The 25,690-nt window shown below is 59.2% G+C and carries 25 protein-coding genes; 12 read left to right on the top strand and 13 right to left on the bottom strand.

The window, feature by feature from the left end; genetic code table 11:
• Positions 1 to 113 precede the first annotated feature (113 nt).
• Positions 114 to 1,073 carry an oligopeptide/dipeptide ABC transporter ATP-binding protein gene (locus QZ377_RS06245; RefSeq protein WP_291440364.1) on the bottom strand — a complete coding sequence of 320 codons (960 nt, stop codon included), beginning with the start codon at positions 1,071 to 1,073 and terminating at the stop codon, positions 114 to 116.
• Between the two features lie 119 nt (positions 1,074 to 1,192).
• The gene (gene cobT / locus QZ377_RS06240) at positions 1,193 to 2,311 is read right to left on the bottom strand and encodes a nicotinate-nucleotide--dimethylbenzimidazole phosphoribosyltransferase (protein ID WP_291440330.1); all 1,119 of its coding nucleotides are present in this window, start codon (positions 2,309 to 2,311) and stop codon (positions 1,193 to 1,195) included.
• Between the two features lie 134 nt (positions 2,312 to 2,445).
• Between cobT and QZ377_RS06235 the strand changes: the two genes are divergently transcribed.
• The 6 genes from QZ377_RS06235 (at position 2,446) to QZ377_RS06210 (ending at position 6,930) form a co-directional block, all read left to right on the top strand.
• A complete protein-coding gene (locus QZ377_RS06235; RefSeq protein ID WP_291440329.1) occupies positions 2,446 to 3,888 on the top strand; it encodes a trypsin-like peptidase domain-containing protein in 1,443 nt (480 codons plus the stop codon).
• Positions 3,889 to 4,106: 218 nt separating this feature from the next.
• A complete protein-coding gene (locus QZ377_RS06230; protein WP_291440328.1) occupies positions 4,107 to 4,295 on the top strand; it encodes a ferredoxin in 189 nt (62 codons plus the stop codon).
• 300 nt (positions 4,296 to 4,595) lie between these two features.
• The gene (locus QZ377_RS06225; protein ID WP_291440327.1) at positions 4,596 to 5,267 is read left to right on the top strand and encodes a YkgJ family cysteine cluster protein; all 672 of its coding nucleotides are present in this window, start codon (positions 4,596 to 4,598) and stop codon (positions 5,265 to 5,267) included.
• A gap of 145 nt (positions 5,268 to 5,412) precedes the next feature.
• Positions 5,413 to 5,805, top strand: coding sequence for a hypothetical protein (locus tag QZ377_RS06220; RefSeq protein ID WP_291440326.1), 393 nt, complete (start codon positions 5,413 to 5,415; stop codon positions 5,803 to 5,805).
• On the top strand, positions 5,802 to 6,425 hold the full coding sequence (locus QZ377_RS06215; protein ID WP_291440325.1) for a tetratricopeptide repeat protein: 624 nt from the start codon (positions 5,802 to 5,804) through the stop codon (positions 6,423 to 6,425). The genes QZ377_RS06220 and QZ377_RS06215 overlap by 4 nt, the downstream gene beginning before the upstream one ends.
• 214 nt (positions 6,426 to 6,639) lie before the next feature.
• Positions 6,640 to 6,930: a pseudouridine synthase gene (locus QZ377_RS06210; RefSeq protein ID WP_291440324.1), complete on the top strand. Its 291-nt coding sequence runs from the start codon at positions 6,640 to 6,642 to the stop codon at positions 6,928 to 6,930.
• 271 nt (positions 6,931 to 7,201) lie between these two features.
• On the opposite strand, the gene QZ377_RS06205 is transcribed toward QZ377_RS06210, so the two are convergent.
• The 3 genes from QZ377_RS06205 to QZ377_RS06195 all read right to left on the bottom strand — a co-directional run bounded on the left by QZ377_RS06205 (position 7,202) and on the right by QZ377_RS06195 (position 10,765).
• Complete coding sequence (locus tag QZ377_RS06205) at positions 7,202 to 8,344, bottom strand: (Fe-S)-binding protein (RefSeq protein ID WP_291440323.1); 1,143 nt, start codon at positions 8,342 to 8,344, stop codon at positions 7,202 to 7,204.
• Positions 8,345 to 8,346: 2 nt separating this feature from the next.
• Entirely contained in the window at positions 8,347 to 9,768 is a 1,422-nt protein-coding gene (locus QZ377_RS06200; RefSeq protein WP_291440322.1) for an FAD-linked oxidase C-terminal domain-containing protein, read from the bottom strand.
• A 190-nt stretch (positions 9,769 to 9,958) separates the two neighbouring features.
• A complete protein-coding gene (locus QZ377_RS06195) occupies positions 9,959 to 10,765 on the bottom strand; it encodes an exodeoxyribonuclease III (RefSeq protein ID WP_291440321.1) in 807 nt (268 codons plus the stop codon).
• A 180-nt stretch (positions 10,766 to 10,945) separates the two neighbouring features.
• On the opposite strand from QZ377_RS06195, the gene QZ377_RS06190 reads away from it, so the two are divergent.
• Together QZ377_RS06190 and hflX are read left to right on the top strand one after the other, a co-directional pair.
• A complete protein-coding gene (locus QZ377_RS06190; protein ID WP_012624512.1) occupies positions 10,946 to 11,536 on the top strand; it encodes an IMP cyclohydrolase in 591 nt (196 codons plus the stop codon).
• A 125-nt stretch (positions 11,537 to 11,661) separates the two neighbouring features.
• Entirely contained in the window at positions 11,662 to 13,308 is a 1,647-nt protein-coding gene (hflX, locus tag QZ377_RS06185) for a GTPase HflX (protein ID WP_291440363.1), read from the top strand.
• 179 nt (positions 13,309 to 13,487) lie between these two features.
• On the opposite strand, the gene QZ377_RS06180 is transcribed toward hflX, so the two are convergent.
• Positions 13,488 to 14,174 carry a hypothetical protein gene (locus QZ377_RS06180; protein ID WP_291440320.1) on the bottom strand — a complete coding sequence of 229 codons (687 nt, stop codon included), beginning with the start codon at positions 14,172 to 14,174 and terminating at the stop codon, positions 13,488 to 13,490.
• A gap of 186 nt (positions 14,175 to 14,360) precedes the next feature.
• Between QZ377_RS06180 and rfbF the strand changes: the two genes are divergently transcribed.
• From rfbF to QZ377_RS06160, 4 genes are all read left to right on the top strand, one after another.
• Positions 14,361 to 15,125 (top strand): glucose-1-phosphate cytidylyltransferase, encoded by a 765-nt coding sequence (rfbF, locus tag QZ377_RS06175; RefSeq protein ID WP_291440319.1) that lies wholly within the window; start codon positions 14,361 to 14,363, stop codon positions 15,123 to 15,125.
• Between the two features lie 128 nt (positions 15,126 to 15,253).
• Positions 15,254 to 16,369: a CDP-glucose 4,6-dehydratase gene (gene rfbG / locus QZ377_RS06170; RefSeq protein ID WP_291440318.1), complete on the top strand. Its 1,116-nt coding sequence runs from the start codon at positions 15,254 to 15,256 to the stop codon at positions 16,367 to 16,369.
• 1 nt (position 16,370) lies between these two features.
• Positions 16,371 to 16,868 carry a dTDP-4-dehydrorhamnose 3,5-epimerase family protein gene (locus QZ377_RS06165; RefSeq protein ID WP_291440317.1) on the top strand — a complete coding sequence of 166 codons (498 nt, stop codon included), beginning with the start codon at positions 16,371 to 16,373 and terminating at the stop codon, positions 16,866 to 16,868.
• Between the two features lie 2 nt (positions 16,869 to 16,870).
• Positions 16,871 to 17,848 (top strand): prenyltransferase, encoded by a 978-nt coding sequence (locus tag QZ377_RS06160; RefSeq protein WP_291440316.1) that lies wholly within the window; start codon positions 16,871 to 16,873, stop codon positions 17,846 to 17,848.
• Between the two features lie 131 nt (positions 17,849 to 17,979).
• On the opposite strand, the gene QZ377_RS06155 is transcribed toward QZ377_RS06160, so the two are convergent.
• The 7 genes from QZ377_RS06155 to hflK form a co-directional block, all read right to left on the bottom strand.
• Complete coding sequence (locus tag QZ377_RS06155; RefSeq protein WP_291440315.1) at positions 17,980 to 18,894, bottom strand: DMT family transporter; 915 nt, start codon at positions 18,892 to 18,894, stop codon at positions 17,980 to 17,982.
• Between the two features lie 313 nt (positions 18,895 to 19,207).
• On the bottom strand, positions 19,208 to 20,128 hold the full coding sequence (locus tag QZ377_RS06150; protein ID WP_291440314.1) for a D-alanine--D-alanine ligase: 921 nt from the start codon (positions 20,126 to 20,128) through the stop codon (positions 19,208 to 19,210).
• Positions 20,091 to 20,747, bottom strand: a complete 657-nt coding sequence (locus tag QZ377_RS06145; protein ID WP_291440313.1) for an HDIG domain-containing metalloprotein — start codon at positions 20,745 to 20,747, stop codon at positions 20,091 to 20,093. Before QZ377_RS06145 ends, QZ377_RS06150 begins: the two co-directional genes overlap by 38 nt.
• Positions 20,748 to 21,349: 602 nt before the next feature.
• A complete protein-coding gene (locus tag QZ377_RS06140) occupies positions 21,350 to 22,594 on the bottom strand; it encodes a lytic murein transglycosylase (RefSeq protein ID WP_291440312.1) in 1,245 nt (414 codons plus the stop codon).
• 2 nt (positions 22,595 to 22,596) lie between these two features.
• On the bottom strand, positions 22,597 to 23,325 hold the full coding sequence (locus QZ377_RS06135; protein ID WP_291440311.1) for a helix-turn-helix domain-containing protein: 729 nt from the start codon (positions 23,323 to 23,325) through the stop codon (positions 22,597 to 22,599).
• Positions 23,325 to 24,173, bottom strand: coding sequence for a protease modulator HflC (locus QZ377_RS06130; RefSeq protein WP_291440310.1), 849 nt, complete (start codon positions 24,171 to 24,173; stop codon positions 23,325 to 23,327). The genes QZ377_RS06135 and QZ377_RS06130 overlap by 1 nt, the downstream gene beginning before the upstream one ends.
• Positions 24,173 to 25,336 (bottom strand): FtsH protease activity modulator HflK, encoded by a 1,164-nt coding sequence (hflK, locus tag QZ377_RS06125; RefSeq protein ID WP_291440309.1) that lies wholly within the window; start codon positions 25,334 to 25,336, stop codon positions 24,173 to 24,175. Before hflK ends, QZ377_RS06130 begins: the two co-directional genes overlap by 1 nt.
• Between the last annotated feature and the right edge of the window lie 354 nt (positions 25,337 to 25,690).

The following is a 25,690-nucleotide window of genomic DNA, read 5'->3' as shown; positions in this document are numbered from 1 at the left end:
AAGGGGAATACCTTGTTAAAAGGCTTTGGGCCTTTTTAACGATTGAAATGCTCCCAGCGTCTCCATTGAAGCCGCCTACGCGAAGGGAGACAGCGGTTCTTTCGCATTTCCGGTCAGGCCAGCCAGCAGCGCACGCGCCAGCCCGGCGCGCACTCCTTCCAGGCCGGGACCTCGTTGCGGCAGACATCCTGCGCCAACGGGCAACGCGGGTGAAAGCGGCACCCGTCCGGCGGGTCCAGCGGGCTGGGCAGTTCGCCTTCAAGCGGTTCTGCCAGACGGCCCCCACTTGTTCCGCTGGGCATGGCAGCCATAAGCGCGCGCGTATACGGATGCGCCGCCCCCGAAAAAAGCTGCCCTGCCGGGGCCTCTTCCACAATCTGGCCCAGATACATGACCGCAATGCGGCTGCATAAAAAGCCTACCACGGCAAGATCGTGAGAAATAAAAAGATAGGCCGGGCCGAAATGCTCCTGCACCTCGCGAAGCAGATTGAGGATCTGGGCCTGTACCGAAGCGTCCAGGGCTGACACCGGCTCATCGCAGATGACCACATCAGGCCGGGTAATCAAGGCACGGGCTACGGCAATGCGCTGGCGCTGCCCGCCGGAAAACTCGTGGGGATACCGCCCCCCCATGCCCTCAAGGCCCACGGTGGCAAGCATCCGGTCGGCCAGCTCGTGGCGTTCGGCACGGGGCAGGTTGCGGGCGGCCAAGGGTTCGGCAATGGAGGCCCGCACAGAACGGCGTGGATTAAGTGAAGAAAAAGGATCCTGAAAAACCATCTGTATCCGGCCGGAGGCCCAACTGCCCGCACCGGCAGAGGGCAGCCCCCTGCCATCCAGCAGTACGCGGCCAGCAGTTGGCGGCAGCAGGCCACAAGTCAGACGCCCCAAGGTAGATTTGCCGCAGCCCGATTCACCCACAAGGCCCAGGCTCTCACCCGGAGCAAGGCTCAGGCTTACGTCGTCCACGGCAACCAGTACGCGCTGCTCCGCGAACAAGCCGCGCCTGATGGAAAAATGCCGCGATACGCTGCGCAGTTCCAGCAGCGAAGCGGCAGCAGGCTGCGGCAGGCAGGCGGCATCCGCAACCGGCGGCGTGCCGCCCGCAGGCCCAGAGGCCCTGCCCGTTCCAACCGCGTCCGGCCCCGTGGCGGGTTCCGCACCGTCAGCCCGCTTGTCCTGCTCGTTACTCAGCACGCATCTACCCCTGCGGCGCCGAATGTAGCCATATCATTGTATATATCCACAGCGCAGCGCAACAGCGTATAGGCAGTGGCCCCGCCTGTTCCTTCGCCCAGTCGCATGTCCAGATGCAGGAGGGGGCGGTGGTCGGTAGCGGCTGTTTCAAGCCGGGTCAGAGCGCGCCCATGCCCCTGTTCGGCCGAAGCGTGAGCCAGCACCGCATAATCAGCCAGGGTCGGGCATATGCGCAAAGCCGCCACATATGCGGCGCTACAGATAAATCCGTCCACCAGTACCGGCAGACGGCGCGAAGCGGCGCCCAGCATAATGCCGCTCATGACGGCAATTTCAAATCCGCCAAGGGCCGCAAGGGCCGCCACCGGGTCGCCGCCGCGCAAATGGTCTGCATTCACAGCAAGAGCACGGCGCACAATTTCGGCCTTGTGACGTACCATGCCCGCGTCCGACCCCGCTCCCGGTCCGGCCATGACCTCGGGGGCAAGCCCCAGCAGAGCGCAGTAAAGCGCAGTGCCGGAAGTGGAGTTGGCAATACCCATTTCACCCACACCAAGACATTGATAGCCTTTGTCAGCGGCATCATGAGCCAGTTCAATGCCCGTGCGCAGGGCCGCCAGGCAGACATCAACACTCATGGCCGGGCCAAGGCTCAAATCCGCCGTGCCGTCGCCGAGGCGGCGATCAAGCAGGATGGCGTGTGGCGCAAAGGGGCCGCCCGCGCATCCGGCGTCCACAACAAGCAGATCCATGCCCGTGCTGCGGCACAGCACATTAATGGCCGCGCCGCCGTCAAAAAAGTTCTGCACCATCTGCCGCGTCACAGCCTGGGGAAAAGGTGAAACACCCTGCGCCGCCACACCGTGGTCGCCGGCCACCGTCAGCATGAGGGCCGGGCTGACGCTCAAGGGCGTTTGCCCCCGGCGCATGGCGTAAATCCTGCGGGCCAGGTCCTCAAGCCTGCCGAGGCTGCCCCGGGGCTTGGTAAGATTGTCCAGATGGGCCTGGGCCGCAGACATATCCTGCTGCCGCAGCGGTTCAATTCGCAAACCGGGAAAAAAGCGCTCCAGCCAGGGTGGCGGGCAAGACGATGAAAAAGTGCTGTCGTTCATGTTTTTTCTCTAGCCTTTCCGGCAGTCCTGCGCAAGGGCCGGGCCTTTTATACGGCAATCTGCTTCGCGGCCCTTTACGAACAGTTCATGGTGCTTATGTATGTGAGGTAAAAAGCCCCAAAGGGATACCAACAATGACCCACTCGCTTACAGCCATATACAAAAAAATGCCTTCCGGCATCAGACAGCTTGCCGGACCCAGACATTTTTGCGGCATACACCGCACCCTGGCCTGGGCCATGTACTGGACCTTGCTGACATTTCTTTCAGGCGGGATGCTCACTCTGGCCCCCCTGACGGCAGGCGCGGCCCCGCAGGAAAGCAGCCCGCGCATGACGCCTGTTGTGCGTGCGGTTCAGGCAGTTGCTCCGGCAGTAGTCAATATCACCAGCACGCAGGTAATCCAGGGGCAAACCCTTTCGCCGCTGGAACAGTTTTTCGGACCGGGCCAGGGACCGGGCGCTAACGGACCGCGCTCGCCCCGCAAGCAAAAGCGCGAGAGCCTTGGCTCGGGCGTTATTGTAGACGGCAAGAAAGGCCTTGTGCTCACCAACGCTCACGTTATCGCGGGTGGTGATGAAGTTATGGTGCGTCTGCTGGACGGCCGCGAATTTCCCGCCGCCGTATGTGGCGCGGCCCAGGATTTTGACATAGCCGTGCTGCAGATCAAGGGAGCCAGCGACCTGCCCTCTGTAAACCTGGGCAACTCGGACAATATCCTGCCCGGCGAAACAGCCATTGCCATCGGCAATCCTTTCGGCTTCAGCCATACGGTGACCACAGGCGTTATTTCCGCCCTGGGGCGCACCATACGCAGTCGCAACAGCGCGTTTACCGACCTTATCCAGACTGATGCCGCCATCAATCCCGGCAACAGCGGCGGCCCCCTGCTGAATCTCGAAGGCGTGCTCATAGGCATCAATACCGCAGTAGACGCCCGTGGCGGGGGTATCGGCTTTGCCATACCCGTCAACAAGGCCAGGCGCGTCATGTCTGACCTTATGAACAAAGGTGGGGTTGGCCCGCTCTGGCTCGGCCTTGATGTGCAGGATGTAGACCCGCACATGGCCATGGCTCTGGGCCTCAGCAGGGCGCGCGGTGTACTGGTTACAGCGGTTTTTCCCGGTACTCCGGCTGAAAAGGCCTGCCTGCGCCCCGGGGACATCATAGATAGCATCAACGCGACACCCGTGCGCGACAGGCGCGATTACCTTGACATTCTGCGCAACCAGACCGCAGACGCCAAACTGCGCCTGAGTCTGCGGCGCGATGGCGAAACCGTGCCGCTGGATATAACACCGGCCCCCTTTACCGATGAAAATGCCCGCAACCTCATGCTGAAGCGGTGGGGCTTCAGGGTGGCGCAAGGTGCAGGAAGGGTGACTGTGAGCAGCGTTAGCGCCAATGGGCCTTCGCCCTTTCTGCAAAAAGGCGATATTATCTCCGCAGTAGGGACGATTCCTGTGCAGGAAGAAAAGGATCTCTTACAGGCCTTCAGGCGGGAACGCATGTCAGGTCAAGTACTTATGCAAATCACGCGTAACGGCAAGGGCTATTATGCGCGGCTTGTTCCATAAGAAAAAACAACAGCCCCGACTGTCCGGAGAAAACGGAATCTTGATGCCGATTCCGGAGCCAGTCACAGGGCTGATGCTTACAAACCGCCGCCGATAGCCGTTTTTACGGCACGGCGCAAAGGACACTTGACAGGGGGATGGCCTAAAGCTATCCAATTGCACAAGCTAATTCTACCCGCTTGTGTGATCAAGCAAGACAACCTATTGGGAGGACGATCATGGGTTACAATGTGAATGTCGATGTGGACAAGTGCATAGGCTGTGGCGAATGCGTGGACGTGTGCCCCGTTGAAGTTTATGAAATCAAAGACAGCAAGTGCGAAGCCGTAAGCCCCGAAGAGTGCCTCGGCTGTGAATCCTGTGTGGAAGTCTGCGAAGTTAGCGCCATCACCATTGACGAAAACTAGGTGATGATGGAAGGCCTTACGGCATTCCATTGCTGACCCACTCGCAGACAGAGTGTTGTGCCGCCCGACGCTCGCGCGCCAGGCGGCACTTACATAAAATGCGCAAACCACGGCCGCCCGCATGTGCAGGTCTGCATAAAACACCTGATACGTATACGGCGAGCCCGCGCGGGTTCTGAAACGGTACCCGCCAAAGGCCCCGGGCCACAAGCGCACGGGCGAGATGCAAAGCCCGAGAGCCCGCCCCGCCGCACACCTGCCGGACGGCCCATACGCCTTCCGCACAGACACAGGAAAATCATGATCCCTGACCTGACCGCTATTTTCACCCGCTACGAGAGCCTGCGGGCCGAGGCCGACGCCCTGTTTGAACGGGTGCGCGACAGCTATCCCCAGTGTGTGACCTGTAAAGAAGGCTGCAGCGACTGCTGCCACGCCATGTTTGACCTTTCGCTGGTGGAAGCCATGTATATCAACCGGGCCTTTAACGCCACTTTCGGGCATGGTCCCGAGCGCTCGGCCATACTGGAACGCGCCTCAGAACTTGACCGCCACATCACCCGTCTCAAACGCGAGCTGTACAGGGCGGAAAAAGACGGCGAAAGCCCCGAAGAAATCCTGAGCATCGCCGCCAAGATCAAAATGCGCTGTCCTTTGCTGGACGACGCCGACCGCTGCCTTCTTTATGAAGCCCGGCCCGTCACCTGTCGCATCTATGGCGTGCCTACGGCTATCCGTGGTCAGGGTCATGTTTGCGGTTTTTCCGCATTTGAAAAAGGCAAGGCCTACCCCACCGTACATATGGACAAGATGTATGACAGGCTCGAAGAACTGAGCAAGGACATCGAAACCACGGTGAAGTCACGCTTCAAGGAACTGCACGAGGTGTACGTGCCGCTGTCCATGGCCTTGCTGACCCGCTACGATGAAAGCTATCTCGGCATTGGGCCGGCCAAGAAAGAACAGGCCTGATACAGAACGGCACGGCACTGTATTTTGCCGGGCCGGACACAGCCGCAACCGCCCGTGCGCGCGGGGGCGTGGCGGCGGCGCAGGCCTGACAGGGCCGTAGTTACGCGCCGGAAAACGGATTTTCGCGCATCGCAAGGAGTCCGGCATGTTCGGCAGCATACCCGCTACCGTCTTTCGAGACGGCACGCCGCAGGAACTTACGGAAGAGCAGGAAAAGCTCAAACGCGAGATTTATGAGCGCATGAATCCGCGCCGCCGCAAGTTTGTGGACCGGCTGGGCTACGACAACTGGGATCCCTTCCAGAAGCCCAACGATCCCCTTGACCTGCGCACAGACATAAGCAAGCGCACCACGCAGCAGCTTGTAAACGAATTTCTGCACGACGCGGGCAAAAAAGGCCCGTATGGCAAGGCTTACAGCAAGGGCGCTACGGAATGCGCCCTGGGCGTTATCAATAAAGACGAAAAATACATGGGCATTTTCGACTTTTGCCGCTGGTACTATGATCTTTTGAAAAAAGAGGGGCACATCCAATGAAAGCTCGCTACAATGACCTGGACGAATACATTGCGGACCTCAAGGCGGAAATTGCCGAAAATGAGCAGTGCGCCAACCATTACTACAACCTGGGTCTGGCCCTGTTGACCAAGCGCGACTTCATCGCCGCCGAAGAAGCCTTTTTGAACGCCGTGCGCAATTCTCCGCACCTGGCCGAAGGCTACGTGCAGCTGGGCGGTATCTGCCTTGAGCGCGGCGACCTTGACGGCTGCCTGCGGTACAATGAAGAAGCCGCCAACTGCCGCGCCAAGTTTCCCGTGCCGTGGAGCAACATTGCCTTTGTGCACCTGCAGCGCGGCGAACCGGACAAGGCCATCACCGCCCTGAACAAGGCCCTCAAGTGGGACCCCAACTTTGTGCAGGCCCAGAACGCGCTGGCGACCGCCTACTTCATGAAGGGCGACATCAAGGCGTGCGAAGCGCAGTGCCTGTCCATCATCAAAAAAGAACCCGCCTTTGCCCCGGCCTGGAACAACCTGGCCCTGGCCTATTTTGACCAGAGCGAATTTGCCAAGGCCAAAGAAGCGGCCGACAAGGCGCAGGAACTGGGCTTTGAAGTATCTGAAGGCTTTCTTGAGGAACTCAAGAGCCACTGCTAGCAAGCATTTTTTGCTGTACACCGCAACGGCCCGCGAGCGCATGCTCGCGGGCCGTTGTTATATGCGCAGGGGCCTCCGGATACAGGTAATGAACCCGGCACACAGGCACGCTTTTTGCTTGGTTATGCGCAGTAAACGGGTGCGGCCGATTTTGCCGCCCCACCGCTTGCCGCCGCAGAACAGGGCGAAAGCGCAAAGCATAAGGAGAAGCCTCGTGGAACTGGAATTCCGTTTTCGCAATAATGATATGGGACCGCTTTTTCCCACGTTTCAGGAAAGGGTCAATGCCATGCTACCCGCCAGCCATGCAGACGCGGCGTCTTCTGCCGCCCCAGCCCTTGAGGCTCCGGCAGTTGAAACGCCTCACATGCTCAACACCGAAGAAATGACCCAGGCCCTGGCCCAGGTGGAAGAAGAAGCCGCCCAGCACAGTCAGGAAATGCTTCAGGCGCACTCCGGCCTCAATGAGCAGCGGGTAGCACGCCTGCTTGGCCTGCTGGATTAGGGCAATTAACGCTTCAAATGCTTGCTTACCGGTCGGCAAAACCGCCCTGCAATCATTTGGCGGCAAGGATTTGGAGATAAATACTTGTAGAGTATTTTGCTCTAGCGCCTGCTACCAGAGCGTGGCAGCGTTGAAAATATGGTCCGCAGCATTGCGGCACTCAGGCGAAGTCGCCCAGCCCCCGTGTGCGGCGCGGCGTTCAGCGTCCATTTTTTGACGCTTTTTCCGGGTATGAAAAACGCGCAGTGCCGTCCATGCCGCGGCGCGCGCCTCAGACCTGAAAAACATCCAGCCAGTGCGCAACCCGAACCCCTTGCGGGGCATGCGCCCGCAACTGCATGACACAGCCGCTGCATCCGGTCAGCGCCACTGTCGGCACAGGCGCAAGCCCCTGCCAGCAGGCTTCGGCCAGGTCTCGGCTCAATTCGGGGTGCAGCATCCGCAGCACACCGCCAAAGCCGCAACAAAGCGCCCTGCCTTTATGCAGATCGGGCAGCAAGGGGGCAAGAAAAGCCAGGTCCTCGTCCCGGCCATCCCAATGACATGGCGAATGGTATGCCGCAACAGGCAAAGCCGCCGTCGTGCGTTCCACATGCACACCCCTGAAAAGAGACGAAAGCGGCGTAAGGTTTTCAAGCCACACCTGTCTTTCTTCCGGCGGCAGTAATCCGGCCATGACGGCATACTGCCGCAGACTGTGCAGGCAGGAGGCGCAAAAAATCACCAGTGCCGGGCGGCCAAGCGCGCGCCAGCGGTTCACATTGGCCTGCGCCGCTTCCAGCGCCCGTTGCGGCATGCCTGCATGCTCGTATGTGCCGCCGCAGCAGGTAAAACCGGGAGCATCGGCCACACTGCCCCCAAGCGCGGTAACAATGCACCGGGCCTTGTCTGTCCACTGCGGGCGCAGCCGGTCGGCGGTGCAGCCCCCAAAAACAGCAAACGTTTTTCCGGCAAGGGGCTTCACGCCCTGCGGGGGCAAACGCAGCCAGGGGGCTTCAACGTCAGACGCCCGCATGGCAAGCGCCGAGGCATGCAGAATGCCGAGTTTTTTAGGCAGAAGCGCACGTGGGGCCAATGGAGCCATACGGGCTGCGACGCGCCACAGGTGGCCGCCACGCTCGATCCAGTAACGCCAGAAATACTGCTGCCAGCGCGGCTGCCGGGCACGGGCCGGGGCCAGCGCTTCCGGGACGGATAAAGCCCTTGCGCAGGCGGTCTTGCAGCGCCCGCAACCGGCGCACTGCCCTGCCAGTTGCATAAGCGCGCGCCAATCAAGCCGCGCATCACCGTTCAGGCTGGCGCGCAAAAGGTTTTGCTTGGCCTTGGGACTGAATTCCTCGCCTTTGCGCAGCAGAAATACCGGGCAGTTATCCAGGCAGGCCCCGCACTGCGTGCACTGCTTGAGCGCCGCCATGCCTAATAGCCCTTGCCGGGATTCATAATGCCCCTGGGGTCAAAAACAGCCTTTATATCATGCATAAGCGCCCGCTCCGCCGGAGGAATCTGCAAACCGGCGTCCTTGCAGATGCCGCAGCCATGCTCGCCCGACATGACGCCCCCGAGGCGCAGCACGGCCTGCTCCATGGCAAGACGCGCTTTTTCCACACGGCGGGCCATGTTTTGGTCGGCCGCGTCATAAAGAATATTGGCGTGGATATTGCCGTCTCCCACATGCCCGAAATGCAGAAATGTCACATCGTGCTCGCGGGCGATTGCTTCCATTTCCGCAAGCGCCCGCACAAGCTGTCCGCGCGGCACGGTAACATCGTCCGCCATTTTGTCCGGCCCGGCCAGAAATGTGGTGGGATTGATGCGGCGGCGTATTTCCCACAGACGTTCCTCATCCTGCGGGTTCAGCCCCGTCATATGCCAGAACGCCGTGGGCATGCTTCGCAGCAGGTGTTCCGCCTCCAGCGGCAGAGTGTCGGCGCTGCCGTCCAGCCGGATGAGCAGGATTGAGCGTACCTCGCGCGGCCAGGGTACAGGGCCACTCCCGGTCATGAGGTCAATGATGCCCTCGCCAATGTACTCCAGCGCACAGGGAACAATGCCCGCCGCAAAAATTTCGCCCACTGCGCCCAGGGCCTCCGCATGTGAGCCGTACCCCGCCATAATGGTAGCCGAGGCTTCCGGTTTGGGCAAAAGCTTGAGCCAGAGCTTGCTGATGAAGCCCAGCGTGCCTTCCGAGCCAACCATAAGCCGGGCCAGGTCCAGCCCCACCACGTTCTTGTGTGTGCGCCCGCCAAAACGCACAAGGCGGCCACCGGGCAAAACAGCCTCCATACCCAGCACAAAGTCGCGGGTAACACCGTATTTGAGCGCGCGCATGCCCCCGGCACAGGTAATGACATTGCCGCCGATGCTGGAAGAACGGACCGTGGCCGGGTCCGGCGGATAATAAAGCCCCCGGGCCTCGCAGGCATCCTGAAGACGGCCCGTGGTCAGCCCCGGCTCCACCACGGCCACAAAATCCGTAGCGGAAATCTCCTCTATCCTGTCCATCAGCAGGGTGGAAACAACCAGTCCCGGCAGCACGGGTACGCAGTCACCCACCAGATTTGTTCCCCGGCCGCGCACGTAGACGGGCATGCGCCTGTCCTGCGCCCAGGCCAGCAGATCCTGCACCTGCTCTACACGCCGGGGCCGGGCAGCGGCGAGCGGTCTGCCCGTTTTCAGGCTGGCATCAGAAGCATAGACATGGAGTTCTTCCGCCGTGACAAGCAGGTCTTCGCCCAGCGTCCGGCGCAGAAAATCCATATCCGCATGTTCGAGCCTGTCCGCGTAAGGCTGGGGATCGGCACTGCGGGGCAGTGGATTAAGAAATGGCGTTTGCGTCATGAAACCCGCTCCCGGGCAGCTAAGATACAGGCCGCGCATGAGCCGGCCATATTCACACCGGAACGCCCGGTATGGCGGCAGAACGGCCGGGGGACGTCAGGCGCGGCGCGGATGCGGCAACGCCCTGACAAGCGTGTGGCACATCCACCCGAAAAAATGGCTGCCATGACCCGCTCATGGCAGCCATTTTTTATATTTCCAGGCTCAGGCCCACAGGGCAGTGGTCTGAACCGTGCACATCATTTTCTATCCAGGCATCGCGAATGGCGGGCGCAAGTTCTTGCGATACAAAGAAATAGTCAATGCGCCACCCGACATTTTTTGCACGCGCGCGGGTCTTGTACGACCACCACGAATAGTTGTCCGGCGCATCGCCATGCACGTGGCGGAAGGTATCCACATAGCCCAGAGCCGTGAAGCGGTCGAGAAAAGCGCGCTCTTCGGGCAGAAATCCCGTGCACTTTTCATTCGGCTTGGGCCGGGCCAGATCAATGGGCTTGTGGGCTATGTTAAAATCGCCGCAGACCACAATGGGCTTGCTTTTACGGCATTCTTCGGCATAGGCCAGAAAAGCCTCGAAGTAAGCCATCTTATAGGGAACGCGCTTGAAACTGCCTGTGGGCTTGCCGCTTTCGTCCAGCTCTTCGGCTCCGCCGTTAGGGAAGTAACCGTTGAAAAAATGAAAATCCGGATATTCCAGATGCAGCAGGCGGCCTTCGCCCTGAAATTCCGGCTGCGGCAGTTCGGCGCTCCATGAAAGAAAAGGCACACGGCTGAACACGGCCACGCCGGAATATCCTTTTTTGACAGTGCTTGACGCCCAGCGGCTTTCCCAGCCAGCAGGCTCACGCACGTCTTCGTCCAGTTGTTCCGGATGCGCCTTGGTTTCCTGCAAGGCCACCACCTGGGCGTCACTGTGCGCAAACCAGTCCCAATCAGCCTTGGCAGAAACCGCCCTAAGACCGTTAACGTTCCAGGATACGAGTTTAAACAGCATAAAACCTCCGGCTTTGAGCATAGCCTTGCGCGTCCCGGCCCGCAAGGGCTGCCGTCAATGACGCCCACCCGCGAAGATTGCGCAAACACGCATTTTACTGTACTCACAGGGGTGGGTCACATTTATGCCGTGCCGGACTTTCCGGCGCGTAAGCCCACGAAATTTTAGGAGTCGCTTCATATGGACATCTTGCCCATCCGCCGTGCCATTCTGAGCGTTACGGACAAAAGCGGCCTTGTGGATTTTGCCACCTTTCTGACTGCCCGCGGTGTGGAGCTTGTCTCTACCGGCGGCACGCAGAAAGCGCTGGAGGCGGCGGGCCTGCCCGTCACCGCAGTGAGCACGGTTACCGGATTTCCCGAGATTCTCGGGGGCCGGGTAAAAACCCTGCATCCCAAGATCCATGCCGGAATCCTGGCAAACAAGGACGAAGAATCCCACATGCAGACCTTGTCTGAAAAAGGCATACGCCCCTTTGACATGGTTTGCGTCAACCTCTACGACTTTGCAGGAGCTGTGGAGCGCAAGCTCTCCCTTGAAGAAGCCGTGGAGGAAATCGACATCGGCGGCCCTTGTATGCTGCGTGCCGCGGCCAAGAACTTTCACAGCATTCTTGTGCTGCCTTCTCCCCAATGGTACCCCACTGCCATGGATGAAATGCGCAGCCACGACAATGCCGTGAGCCTGGAGTTTCGCCAGACCATGGCCTCAAGAGCTTTTGAAGCCACATCGCGCTACGACGCCCTCATCACGTCCTATCTGCGCCCATAACCGCCATCAGGCAGGGCGGCCCGTAGCCGCCCTGCTTTTTTCAGCCGTGGCCCGCACGCTGGCGGGCCAGTGCGAAAAGCGCGCCACTGCGCCAGGAGCATAGTATTTCAAAACCAGAAGGCAACCTGCAAGGGCTGAAACCCAGCCAGCTTACCGCCCTCAACCGACTGTTCAACCGCCGTTTTCCGGCGGAAGACGTGTATACGGTGGAGCAGGCGCGCGAACTGGCCCTGCTGTCACGCGCTATCGGGCGGCAAATAGGCCTGCTCATTGACCGTAAGGGCCGTGTACAGACGGTTATTGTGGGCAAGGCCGGCAGTATCCTGATACCCGAACTGCCCCGAGGTCGCAGCGGCGGCGAGCGTTTGCGCGGCCTGCGGCTGCTGCATACCCACCTGACCCCCGACGGCCTCAGCCAGGAAGACCTGATGGACATGCTCTTTCTGCGCCTGGATGCCGTCATCGTCCTGACTGTCAATCCGGTGGGCGAACCGGTTCAGTGGCAGGCGGCGCACCTTCTGCCCACAAACGTCAACGGTCAGGGCTATCATCTGGAACAGCCACGCCCGTGGGACCGCACGACGGCCCAGGTGGTCGGTACGGCCGAAGCGCTGGAAAAAGACCTTTCCCGCCGGGCCGAAAGCAGCCGCGAAGCGGAAAACAAACCCCGCGCCCTGCTCATCTCTGTGGCAGCCCTGCCACGCATCATTCAGGAGCGCAACCTGGACGAACTGGCCGAACTGGCCCGCACGGCCGGGCTTGGCATAGCCGGACGCATGGTGCAGCGCGTACCCCAGGTGAATCCGCGTCTGATCATGGGACGGGGCAAGGTGGCGGAACTGGAAGTACTGACCCTGCAAGGCCGGGCGGACACTCTTGTTTTTGACGGTGAACTTTCGCCAGCACAACTGCATAATCTGGCAGATATTACCGAGCGCAAGGTCATTGACCGCACCCAGCTTATTCTTGATATCTTTGCCCAGCATGCGGTAAGCCGAGCCGGAAAGCTACAGGTGGAACTGGCCCAGTTGCGCTATACCCAACCGCGTCTGGTGGGCAAAAACCGCGCCATGGACCGTCTTATGGGCGGTATCGGCGGGCGCGGCCCCGGCGAAACAAAGCTTGAAACCGACCGCCGCAAAATACGCGAACGCATGGCCCGCATCCGGAAAGACCTTGAGCGGTTACGCCGCCAGCGTGCTTTCACCCGCGACCGCCGTTCACGCCAGGGCATTCCTCTGGCCGCACTGGTGGGCTATACCAATGCGGGCAAATCCACCCTGCTCAATACGCTCACCCGCTCTGAGGTTCTGGTTGAAAACAAGCTTTTTGCCACGCTTGACCCCACCACGCGGCGTTTGCGCTTTCCCGCCGAGAAAGAACTTATCCTGGCGGACACCGTGGGCTTTATCCGTAATCTGCCCAAAGAGCTGATGGACGCGTTTCGCGCCACTCTTGAAGAGCTGGAGGCGGCTGACCTGCTTTTGCATGTGGCTGACGCCTCTCACCCTGACCTTTTGCAGCAGATCAGCGCCGTTGAAACCATCCTGGCGGAAATGGAGCTTGACCGCATGCCCCGTCTGCTCATCCTGAACAAGTGGGACCAGCTTGCGGCTCCTGCCAGGGCTGAACTGGCCGACGCCTTTCCCCATGCCCTGCCCGTGGCTGCCAAAACCGGCGAAGGGTGCAAGGCTCTGCTTGAACAGCTTGAAATGCGCCTGCTGCATCAGGCCACCAATATCGTGACCGAAATATCCCCCAGCCTGAATTAAGGCCGTTTTATCTTGATATTGCTCTGGAGGCTGTGCGGAAGCTCCCACGTCACCAGCCTGAACCGCCGCAGCCGTCGCCATCTGTCGAATCTGCCCAAATAAAAACGCATGCCGGAGGTACTGCACCATCCGGCATGCGCCTTTTACACGTCAAAAGGGGCCGAACCCCGTGCACTGCTTCAGATTCTGCTTACATCCTGGTTGTTGCCTGCCCTGTTGTCCTGATCCGGAACATTTTTTTCAGGAGCGGGCTTCTGGGGCGCCGGGGTCTGGGGCGCAGCCTTTTCCGGGGCCGCCGCGCCGGAACCGGCTGCATACTGCCGGGCCGTGCTTTCCATAACCGCCTGACCCACCACCTGCCATTTCTCGCCGACCTTGCGCAACGCAAGCCAGCTTGTCATGCGGGCAGGGGTGGTTACCTGAGCCACGGCGGCATTGGGGCCGATTTCCGTCACCTTGGCATCAGCCAGGCTTTCCGGCACCCAGGGGCAGTCGGGCGTCTGCGCCTCACGGCACTGGGCCATCAGTTCGCCCGTGCTGACGCCACGGTTAAAGTGGCCCTGAAGACGCGCCTCCATATCCACCATGCTGCCGATCAACTGGTCCACGCCGCCGATGCCCAGCGAACGGCCCAAACTGTCCAGCAACCCCAGCGGCGCGTCTTCGCGGGTCATGTTTTTGACTTCGTTGGCGGCAAAGCTTTTGAGGTCAACCTGGGCAAGAAACGTCGCGCTGTCATTTTTTTTCAGGGCTTCTGCCATATCTTTCAAAGTCTTCTGCGGGCCGGATGCAATGCAGGCAGCCAGCAGCCCGGCCATGATCAGAATCAACGGCAAAAAACGGAAGGAACGATTGTCTTTTTTCATATATACCCCTTGGTAAAGGCGAAGCATGCATACAAACGCCATAAATTCTTATACCCCTTCACGCGCGCCTATGCAAAGGGGGGCGGGAAGGCCGCGGGGCTTTTTTTCCTCACGGCGTTCTGCTACACATGGGCCACACGCGGCGCACGGCATTGGGCCTGAGGCGCGGCGTCAGGAGGCACTTACATGAAAGTCATTATTATGTGTGGCGGCAAGGGAACGCGCTTGCGCGAAGAAACCTCGGTCAAACCCAAACCTATGGTTGAGATCGGCGGACGGCCCGTGCTGTGGCACATTATGTCCATCTACGCGCGTTTCGGTTTCAAGGATTTTGTGCTGCCCCTGGGCTACAAGGGCCAGGTCATAAAGCAATATTTTCACGACTATAACATCCGCAACACAGACTTTACCGTTGATCTGAAAAGCGGAGACATCACCACATATCCCAGTCATATAGAAGACTGGCGCGTCACCCTGTGCAATACGGGTGAAGAGACCCTCAAGGGCGGACGCCTCAAACGTGTGGCCAAGTATATTGATACCGACCGTTTCATGGTCACCTACGGCGACGGCGTGGCTGACATAGACCTGAACAAGCTTATAGAGTTCCACAAGCAGTCCGGCAGCATAGGAACATTCACCGGTGTACGCATGCCTTCACGTTTCGGCACTGTGCGCACCGATGATCAGGGCAGGATACTCTCCTGGGAAGAAAAGCCCGTGCTGGATGAATACATCAACTGCGGTTTCTTTGTCTTCAAGCGCGAGTTTCTGGATTACCTCAGCGAAGATGAAAGCTGCGATCTTGAAAAAGAACCCCTGCAGCGGCTGGCGGCAGAAGGGCAGCTTTCCATGTATCCTCACCCCGGCCAGTGGCAGTGCATGGATACCCTGCGCGACTCCATAAAACTCAACGAAATGTGGGATTCCGGGCGCGCATTCTGGATGTAACACGTTTGCAGCGCAAGCGGCGCAGCCTGCGGGCCGGATGGTCGGCAGGCTGCGCGCCCGGCCCGGCCCGACGCTGAATATGCGCGGCTGCACGCAAATTCAGCAAGAAATTACTATAAGGAACACATATGTTTGCCAATGCATATAAGGGACGCCGGGTTTTCGTAACCGGGCACACGGGTTTCAAGGGTTCCTGGATGGCCGCGTGGCTGAGCCAGCTCGGCGCTGTGGTGGGCGGGTTTTCCGACGATGTACCCACCGAACCTTCTCATTATGCCGCAATGAACCTGGGCGCACACCTTGAGGCCGACCTGCGCGGCGACATACGCGACCGCGATGCCATGGTGCGCGCGATGCGCCAGTTCCGCCCGGATGTGGTTTTTCATCTGGCCGCCCAGGCTCTTGTGCGCAAATCCTATGATGATCCGGCCCTCACGTTTGAGGCCAACATGATGGGAACCCTCAATGTACTGGAAGCCATACGCGCCTGCCCGGACGTGAGCGCAGCCGTGATGATAACCTCAGACAAGTGCTACAGAAATGATGAATGGGTCTGGGGCTATCGTGAAACAGACCACCTGGGCGGACACGACCCCTACTCTGCCTCCAAGGGGTGCGCCGAAATCATTGCCCACTCCTATTTTGAAAGTTTTTTCAAGGATGGCCCCGCCTGCGCCACGGTTCGCGCGGGGAACGTCATCGGCGGCGGCGACTGGGCCATTGACCGCATCGTGCCCGACTGCGCCCGTGCCTGGGCTGCGGGGCAGGCAGTGCAGATACGCAGCCCCTGGGCCACCCGCCCCTGGCAGCTCGTGCTTGAGCCCCTGTCCGGCTATCTGTGGCTGGGCGCGCGCCTGCTGCTCGGTCAAAACAGCCCCTTTGACCTGCGCGGCCAGGCCTACAATTTTGGCCCCGCCGCTGACGTGAACAACACTGTGGCCGAGGTGGTAGACGCCCTGGCCCTGCACTGGCCCGGCTTTGCCAGCGAAATGGACAAGGCCGGACAGGCGGGCATGAAAGAATGCACACTGCTCAAACTCTGCTGCGACAAAGCCCTTGCCCATCTGGGCTGGAAGGCCACCCTCAATTTTGAGGAAACCATCCGCTATACTGCCGAATGGTATCATTGCTTCTATCAGGGCGTTGGCGGCAAAAAACCGCAAAACATGCTGGACTTCAGCCTTGGGCAGATCGCAGCCTACGTCAATGCCGCCGAGCAGCGCGGCCAGGTATGGGTAAAGTAGCATGGACGCCCTTGAAACCGTGACCCGGGATGTGGGCATTGACGGGGCGCTGCTGCAATCGCTGGGGATAATTCCCACGCCTGGCGGGCCGGTGCTGCACATGCTGCGCCCCGGCTCCGCCCTGCTCCCGGATTTCAGCAAGGGCTTCGGTGAAATATACTTCTCAGAAGTGCTGCCCGGCCACATCAAGGCCTGGAAGCGCCATACCCGGCAGGTGCAGCATTTTGCCGTACCCACGGGGCTGCTGCGCATTGTGCTTTACGATGACCGCCCGGACTCCCCCACCAGAGGCGTCGTGTGCGAACTGGCCCTGGGCAGGCCGGAAAACTATTTTCTCCTGCGTATCCCCACTGGCGTATGGTACGGCTTTGCCGCCATGGGCGATGCCCCGGCGCTCATCTGCAACTGTGCGGATATTCCCCACGACCCCGCCGAAGGACAGCGCCTGCCCGTGGATGATCCGTCCATTCCCTATTGCTGGAAAACGGAAAAGGCATAATCATGAATTACGGCAATCTGCTGCGGGCTGCCTGGCAAGGGCGGCCCGCCGATGCCCCACGGCTTTCGGCTGCCGGGCATTTTCGGGCATGGTGGCAAGCCTGCCGCCCGCCTTTTCTCATCACTGCGGCCATACCCGTCACCCTGGCTCTGGCCTTTGCCTTTCGCCTGCAAGGGCAGATTACTCCCCATCAATGGCTGATATATGCCCTGCTTCTGCTGGGCTGCTTTCTGGGCCTGACCATCGCCAATTTTGCCAATGACCTGTTTGACCACATCCTTGGCGTGGATGGCGGCGACAATATCGGTGGCTCCCGTGTGATACAGAGCGGCTTTATCAGCCCCCGCCAGCTCTCCGTGGCGCTTCTGCTGCTTGCTCCGGCCACGCTGGCTGTGGGCGGCATGCTTGCCGCGCTGGCGCCTGCCGGTCTGCGGCCCGGCCTGTGGTTTGTAAGTATTTTTGCCGTCTCCTCGGCCATCTTTTATGTAGCCCCGCCCATACGCTACGGACACAGGGCGCTTGGCGAGCTTTTTGTCTGCCTGAACATGGGCGTCATCATGGTCAGCGCTGGCGCCGCCCTGCTGCTTGAAAGATTCGACCCGCGCAGTCTGGCCCTGTCGCTGCCTGTGGGCCTTATGGTGGCGGGGGTGCTCTATTACCAGAGTCTGCCTGAAATCGAAACAGACCTGGCCGCAGGCAAGCATACGCTTGCCAACACACTGGGCAAGGACAGGGCCGCCCTTGTTTTTCGCCTGTGGTGGCCCGCAGTGTGGATTTTACTGCTCAATCTGTGGGCCGCGGGCCTGGCCGGATGGCCGGTGGCTCTGGCCCTGCTCGGACTGCCTTTTTACTTACAGGCCTGCCGCCACATCAGCCGTGCGGGAACAGGTGACTGGCTGCACCTGGATTCATTCGGTCATCTTGTGCGCAAGTGCTACCTGCTGAGCGGTGCCGCGCTTATTGCGGGGGTAGCCCTGTAATCAGCACGACAAAAAAGCTCCGAACCGGAAAGCATGAATGCCCGGAAAGTCTGCTTTGGCAGGCCTTCCGGGCATTCATGCAAAGGGATCAGGAGTACAAGGCCTGTACGGCAATTTTCCGGCGAACCTCATTATCGCAGTGAGGCGGCCTTTTTCCACAGGCGGAACTGCCGCATCTCCGAAAGCGCCAGACCTGCCAGCGTCAGCACGGTTCCCAGCCCGGCCATCCAGGTGATGCGTTCATCCAGTATGAGTGCCGCGGTAATAACCGTCACCACAGGGACAAGATATATGTAGACGCTGCTTTTCACCGCCCCCAGACGCTTGATGGCAAACGTCCAGGCTACAAAACACAAGGCCGAGGCCCCAAGTCCAAGAAAGACCATGTTGCCCCAGTTCACGACCTTGGCAAAGCGTTCCACCCCCCAGTGAAAACCCATAAAAGGCAGACAGGGCAGCATGAAAAGCAGCCCGTAGAAAAAACAGCGCCGCGTCACCTGAAGGCTGTTATAGCCAAAGGCCAGAATCTTACGCGTAAGGATGGAATAAAACGACCACGCAAGCCCGGCCAGCACCGCCAGCAGGTCTCCCAACGGGTTGAGTTGCAGGCTGGCGCTTCCGCTGAAGCTTATGAGTCCTATGCCCAGAATGGCTGCCGCAAAGCCCAGAAAAAAGTTAAGCCCCGGCTTTTCCGCCGCCAACAGCCAGAACGACAACAAGGCCGTAAAAAAGGGAGAAACAGCCACAATAACGCCCACATTGGAGGCGAAGGTATAAGTAAGCGCGATATTTTCAAGCAGAAAATAAAGCGTTACCCCCGCAAGCCCCGCTCCTGCAAAAAGCCATTCCTGTTTTTTATCCTTCAGCCGCAAAGCGCGAGGACAAGCCAGCCACAGGGCGGCAAAGCCCAGACTGAACCGGAAAAAAAGAATTTCAACAGGGCTGAAGTCGCGCAACAGTACCTTGGTGGAAATGAACGTTGCACCCCAGACAAGAATGCAAAGCAAAGCCGCCAGATGGCCAGCAGAATTTTTTTTGTCAGACATGGAACCGTCGCTGTTAGGTGTGGACTGTTATGCCTTTGATATTCCAGAATGGATGCGGGCAGGCCCTTTGAATCTGTGCTCCGCCCCGAAAGCAAGGGATAATACCCTGCGGAGTCTTTACCCTGTCGTATGCGACACGGCGGAACGGCAACTGGGCGCACCAGGCATGCCTGCGCGGCATGCGCGTTACGGCAAAGGGATTCAGGCCTTTTGGCATGCTGACAAAAAACCCCTCCGGCCCGTCATGCTTACCGCGGCGGGCTGGAGAGGCGGCACGGACTTTTCCTGCCCGCAGCAAGCCTTCAAGGCCGCGCTACGGCTGCTTTTTCTTACAGTCGTCGAAACCCAGCTCCATAAGGCGCTCAAGTAGCTGGCCGAAATCGAGACCGATGGTTCTGGCCTCGCGCGGCACAAGACTGGTGGAGGTCATGCCGGGCAAGGTATTGACCTCCAGCAGGGTAAGGCTGTCGTCCGGCCCAAGGATAAGATCCGCCCTGCTGTAGCCCCTGAGACCAAGCGCCCTGTGTGCGGCGAGGGCCAGTTCCTGCACGCGTGCGGTCAGTTCGTCACCGATGGGGGCCGGGCATAGCTCGCGTGCGCCGTCCTGCTCGTACTTGCTCTCGTAATTGAAAAAATCTCCCGCTACCGGCTCAATAAGTATGGGCGGCAGAGGGTCTTCGCCCAGAATGCCGCACGTCACTTCACGGCCCGGCAGCACAGGTTCCATGATGACTTCTTCGCCCGCGGCGAATATCTGGCCCATAATATCATCAAGCTCAGCACGGTTGCTCGCGCGGCCAAGGCGCAGCGATGAACCGCCCGTATTGCTCTTGACGAACAGGGGATATGGCAGACGGGGCTGCCAGTCTTTTCCGGGAAACGCGGGCACAAAGTCCCAATCCGCCGTGGGCAGACCCGCCCGACGAAAAATCTGTTTCGCCGCGCACTTGTTGAGCGCCAGAAAAGAGCCTGCGGGGCCGGACCCCTGATAGGGACAGCCCACCTGATCCAGCATGGCCTGCACAAGGCCATCTTCGCCCGGAGCTCCGTGCAGATTGATGAGGGCGAAATCGTGCTGTTCGGCGGCGGCAAGCAAACCGTTAAAATTTTCCAGGAGGTCAAAAAACGTCACTTGATGACCGCGCGCCTCCAGGGCAGGAACCATGGCCCTTGCGCCGTTCAATGATACCTGCCGTTCAGGAGACCAGCCGCCCGCAATCAAAAGAATCTTCATTCAGTGTCCATCCCAGTTGCTCCGAAAGAGCGCTTTCAATATTTTTTCCCTGACGGAAGGCGGCGCAAATACCTTCACGCGCCGCCTCACTGTGCCCATAACGGCCCAGCAGGTCGTCATACCTTTCTTCCAGACTGACGCAAGCATCGTGTCTGACTCTTTTATCTGCATACATCACAAAAAACGGCAGCGCGCAGATGCCCCGCCCCGAAGGCAGGTCCCAAGGCCACCAGACATGCATCATGACACCCTGTGCCACAGCATAGTTGCCTGTTTCGGCCACGGCCCAGGCAGCGCCCACCTGGGCATGACTGCCGCCATGGCGCACGCAGTACGTTTTGGCGATATCGTGCAACAGCCCTCCGGCACGCACTTCGGACACATTGACGTCAAAACCCGACAAGGCCGCGCGCGCGGCCAGGGTAGCCGCAATATGGGCCACAAGAAGCGAATGCCGCCGGATGTTGGGCAGCATTTCGTATTTATCCCACAGGGCAAAGCATGCCGCATCGTCAGGCACGCTGCGGGGCCGGGTGGGATCCTCAAGCTCCGGCAACTGCGGCAGATCAGCCAGCGGCCGCCGGATCCGGGGAAACTCGGACTGTGATGAACACTTCATCTGTAAAGTATGCCACCCAGCAGGCGCGATGGCAAGAAAAGCCGCAAGGCTCATATGTTTACGCGGCCCAAAAAGTGCGCCCGGCGCTCAAAAGAACGCCGGGCGATTTGCGGGCACACAACCGCAAATACTCGCTTTCGGATGACTGCTCCGACCCTGTGCCGGGCAGCATGAAAGCGAGCCATTACCGGGACACCCCGGCAGCGGTGGCTCATCCATCTCCGGTATATCGCCAGATACACCGGAGCAGGCCTGTTGACGAAACAGGCAGCCACAGTGGGGAACCCCCACATTCACTTCATCGGTAGATGAAATAATAACTTGAGAGAACAAGGAACAAGAGGCTCGGAAAGCGGAATGTCCCTGTATTGAAAAAATCGGTATGCGTTGCGTGTTTTTCCCGGAGCACACCTCCGGCATAACCGCGCAACAACCCTGCCGGGCAGGTGTCGCGCCTGACTGGCAGAATATGCCAGCTTATCACAAAAACGTCTGTTTTTTCAAGATTCCGTGGACGGAACATCAGGCAAACGGCGCGGGCGTATGCGCCACACATCCAGTTGCTCCGACAAGACCGGTAAATCCGTGCTGTGCAGCCTGCTTCAAGAACCCTGCCCGGCAGGCACACCGGGACGGGTCTTGCCGCTTTTGCCGGAACCAGTGTTTTTTTCCTTCTGGCCCCGCGCAGAGGTCTTACCGGCGGCAGCTTCAGGCTTTTGCACGAGATCGGCCAGGGCAAGAATGGTATTGGCATAGACCGTTGACCGGTTATAGGTCATGAGCACCTTGTGCTGCTGCGCACGGCTTATGCCGGGTTTCCAGCCATGCCGGGCCAGATAGTTGGACAGGCTTGCCACAGCATCCGGCACATGAAACAGGTCAATCTTGCCGTCATCGTCGCCGTCCGCGCCATAAGCCGCGATATTGGAGGGCATGAACTGACACAGGCCTACTGCACCATAAATGGAGCTGGGCAGATATTGGGGATCCAGGTCATCCTGCAGGATGTGACGTACAAGAGCCCGCACTTCTTTATAGGCCCAGTCGGCACGTTTCGGCATGGTTTCCTGCAACCAGTCCATATGCGCTTCATACCCCGGCATGCGCGGCAGCCATTGATCGATTTGCGAAGGGTCGCGACTTACTGCCATGCTGGCCAGGGTGTAAAGGGCGTTTTCCGGCACATCAGCCAAAACCTTGCCAAGGCGTGTTTCTACAAAAAGCAGCGCCACAGCCACGGATGAAGGAACCCCGTAGCGGGCCTGGGCCTGGCTGAAAGCCTGTTTGTGCTCGGCAATGAAAGCGCGACACAGGCGGGCATTCTGCTCCGTTACGACCCCTTTGTAATACGTTGTGGGCGTGGGTTTGGCGGAAGGGGGCCGGGGCATGAAACGGCTTTTGTAAAGCTCGAGCATTTTGCGCCCCATGGGCGACTGGCTGGGCGTAGAAGCCAGCGTAGCCAACAGGGCGTCTACCCGCGGGCCGGAAAGCCCGTCGGCGGCGAGCCGCGTGGCCAGCGGCTGCCAGACCGGAGCCATGGCAGGTATGCCCGCTTGAGGAGTGTTTTGGCTGCCGGGTAGTTCCGGCTGCGCCTGGAGGCCGGGACGAACGGGGGAAAACTCTCCCCCGCCGCTCCGGCCAGTTGCCGCTTCGCCCGTTGCGGGCAAATCGTGGCCGGCAACCCTGGCCGGACCAGCCCCATGGGCCGGTCCGGCTTCAGGTTCGGAAACAGGCTGGGTATGCGCGCCGCCGCAGGCGGCGACAAGCATGCAACAAGCCAGACAACAGACCAGACTGACCGTTCTGAACGTGGCTAAAGAAGCTTTTCCGGCCAGTTTTACGGTCATGCTTATAAGTCCTGAAATACCCACACAACCCGGCCCAGCAAGCGCTTGGCCATCAGGTCGGGTGCGAGTGTCGTTTCGGGAAAGTTCGCAGAATCAGAACGCAGCACATACCCGTCCTGCGCACTGTTCAGGAACAGACGGCGAAGAATCACGCCTTCGTTGGGTGCAAAGAGTGCGTACACGCGGCCGGAAATCACGTCCCTGTCCATAGTGTCCACACCAAGGTGAGCATCAGACATGATAGTGGGAGACATGTTGGTTCCGCGCATGCGCAGGACAGCAAGGCTGTCTTTCATATAAGAATGCGGCAAGGAAATTTTTCCTGCCACTTCAAGGGACGGGCGTGGCTGCTCGTCATCATAGTCGCAGTTCATGTGATAAACAGAGACCACAGATCCTCTTGCAAGAGTATCGCCGTAGTGGGCGGCGTTTTCTGCAAGCGCCGCAGGCGCATCCTGCGGCATGTAGCCCTGCTCGGTACGCAGGTACATGGGCCCTATGCCCTGTTTGAGCCAGTCGGGACTGAGCCCGAACTTTTCAAACAGCTTCATAAACCAGTTGCCGGGAACGGAATTGCGGCGCTTGGCATCAGAAATGCTCGACTGGCGTATATCCAGCACCTCGGCCAATTCCACCTGAGTGCGGCTGTTTGTCGCCAGTTTGATGCGTTCGTATATTTCTGCAAAGGCAGGCATGATCTTGAACTCCATAATGCGGACAAGCCGCATCATCAATGTTGAGGATTAAGAAGAGGCGCTTCGTTGGCCAGCACCATCTTGCTGTTCTCCTTGAGAGATTTGCGCATGGCCTCCAGCCAGCGTTGATACGCATAGAACTGAGGCGCCTTATTATAGGATTGGGCGTAGATAGACGCGGCGCTGGCGTCGCCTTCACCGCGCTTTATCTGAGCCTCGCGCGCGGCTTCAGCCAATATAACTGCACGTTGACGGTCAGCGTCGGAACGGATACGCGTGGATTCTTCCTCACCTTCGGAACGGTACTGCTTGGCCTGGCGCTCACGCTCCGCCCGCATGCGCCCGAAGATGGCGCGCTGGTTTTCCGGCGGCAGGTCGGTGCGTTTTATACGCACGTCCAGCACTTCAACACCGTAACTATGCATCAAGGCTGAAACCTTGTTTGTTACTTCCTTCATAATGGCCGCACGGTGGGAGGAGACAACCTCAGTGAGGGTGTACGCGCCCACCAGCGCCCGCAGCTGGGAGTAAACAACGTCGTCAAGCCGTGCCTGCGCTCCGGGTATGGTGCGCATGGTACGGTAAAATTGCAGGGGATTGATAATTTTCCAGCGGGCGTAGTTGTCAAGCACAATGGCTTTCTTGTCTACCGTAAAGGCTTCACGCGAGCGGGCTTCGTAATCCAGCACCCGCGAATCAAAATACACCACGTTCTGGATAAAAGGCATCTTGAAGTGCAGGCCGGGACCATACACCTTGTCCAGAGGGTCACCCAACTGAAGCACAAGAGCCGTTTGCGTCTGATGAACTGTAAAGAAACACTGGCTACCCACCACAACGATCAGCAGCAGTACAATGACAGCCGGCAGAGGATTATTACGCATTATTTTCTCTCCAACGCCTTGGGGGCGACAGGGGCGCCCATGCTGGGCAGATTCAGATAAGGCAAGGCACGGGATGCCGCCGGGGCATCCATAAGCACTTTTTCATCAGCACCGGCAAGTATGTCTTCCATGGTTTCATAGTAAAGGCGCTGTTCAGTGACTTTGGGAGCCTTGCGATGTTCCGCGCTCAGGGCGTCAAAACGGGAGGTCTCACCTTCGGCAGTGCGCACGCGCACCGCATGATACGACTCTGCCTCGTTGAGCATGGCCGCGGCCTGGCCTCGTGCCTTGGGCAGCAGTTCATTACGGTAGGCTTCAGCCTCGTTGATAATGCGGCTCTTGTCTTCTCTGGCGCTGGCAACGTCCTTGAAGGCGTCAATGACTTCCTGCGGGGGGTGCACGTCCTGCAACTGTACGGCCAGCACCTGAATGCCCGCGCCGTAACGGTCCAGAATGGTCTGCAGAAGCTGCGTGGCCTCGCTCTGGATTTTCAGTTTGCCGTCAGTGATGGCCGAGTCAATCTGGCTGTTGCCGATGACCTCGCGCATGGCGGCCTCGGCGGCATTGCGCACAAGAGCCGTGGGCGCGCTCACGTTAAACAGATACTGTACCGGATCACCGATTTTGTACTGCACGCTGAACTGCACATTGACGATATTTTCATCGCCGGTGAGCATGGAGGCTTCTTCAGAGACCGTACGCACCTGCCCCTGCTGAAAAGTGGTGCTCTGCCCCACCGAGCGGAAACCCACCTCACTACGCAGCACCTGGGTAACCTGCGGCTTGTACACGCTTTCTATGGGTGCAGGCCATGCGTAATGAGGGCCGGGACCTTCAGTGCGGTTGTACTTGCCGAAGCGCAACACCACACCCTGTTCGTCAGGGTTAATGATATAAATGCCGGATAAAAGCCACAACCCCACCACCGCCAGGCCAATCAGAAAAAAGGCCTTTCCATTGGGAAGGTTCATTTGCGACAGTTTTTTCAAAGGATTGTCATCCCCTCTGCCGCGACCATTAAAAGGATTTCGCCGCGCCCGTGGGGGTTGCCGGTCCTGCCCTTCATCATTGTCAAGGTCAGTATTGCGGGGCGGCTTGGGGGGAGGATTGGCCCCCTGCTGCCGTTGCCTCTTTTCCTGTAGCTTGTCCCAATCCCAATTCATGACGGAGGTTTACCTTTTTTTTGGTTCGCGACATGATTTCAGCCGATCATGACTGACAAAATGTTTGCGATTTTAATATGTGTGAAGAGATAAAAATAGGGCATGAATGCGGTGTGGTCAAGAACGCCAATGCTTCCGTGGTAAGCAAGTGCATACTAAACAAGATACAGCATATCCACCGTCAAGCCTGCCCGGTACTTCACCGGCAGCCCTGTCTTGTTCATCATCTGCCTCCGCTCGACTCCCCTAACTACTTCATATCATGAAGGATGAAGCACAAATATAGGGGTCAACGGCATACATTTTAGAGTATTCCAGAGACTGCTGCGCTTTGCAACTTCTTTTTTATTTTCA

Source organism: Desulfovibrio sp. (genome assembly GCF_019424165.1).
GTDB lineage: Bacteria > Desulfobacterota > Desulfovibrionia > Desulfovibrionales > Desulfovibrionaceae > Desulfovibrio.
Note: the sequence above shows the minus strand (reverse complement) of the source record. Positions and strands in the feature narration are given on the sequence as shown.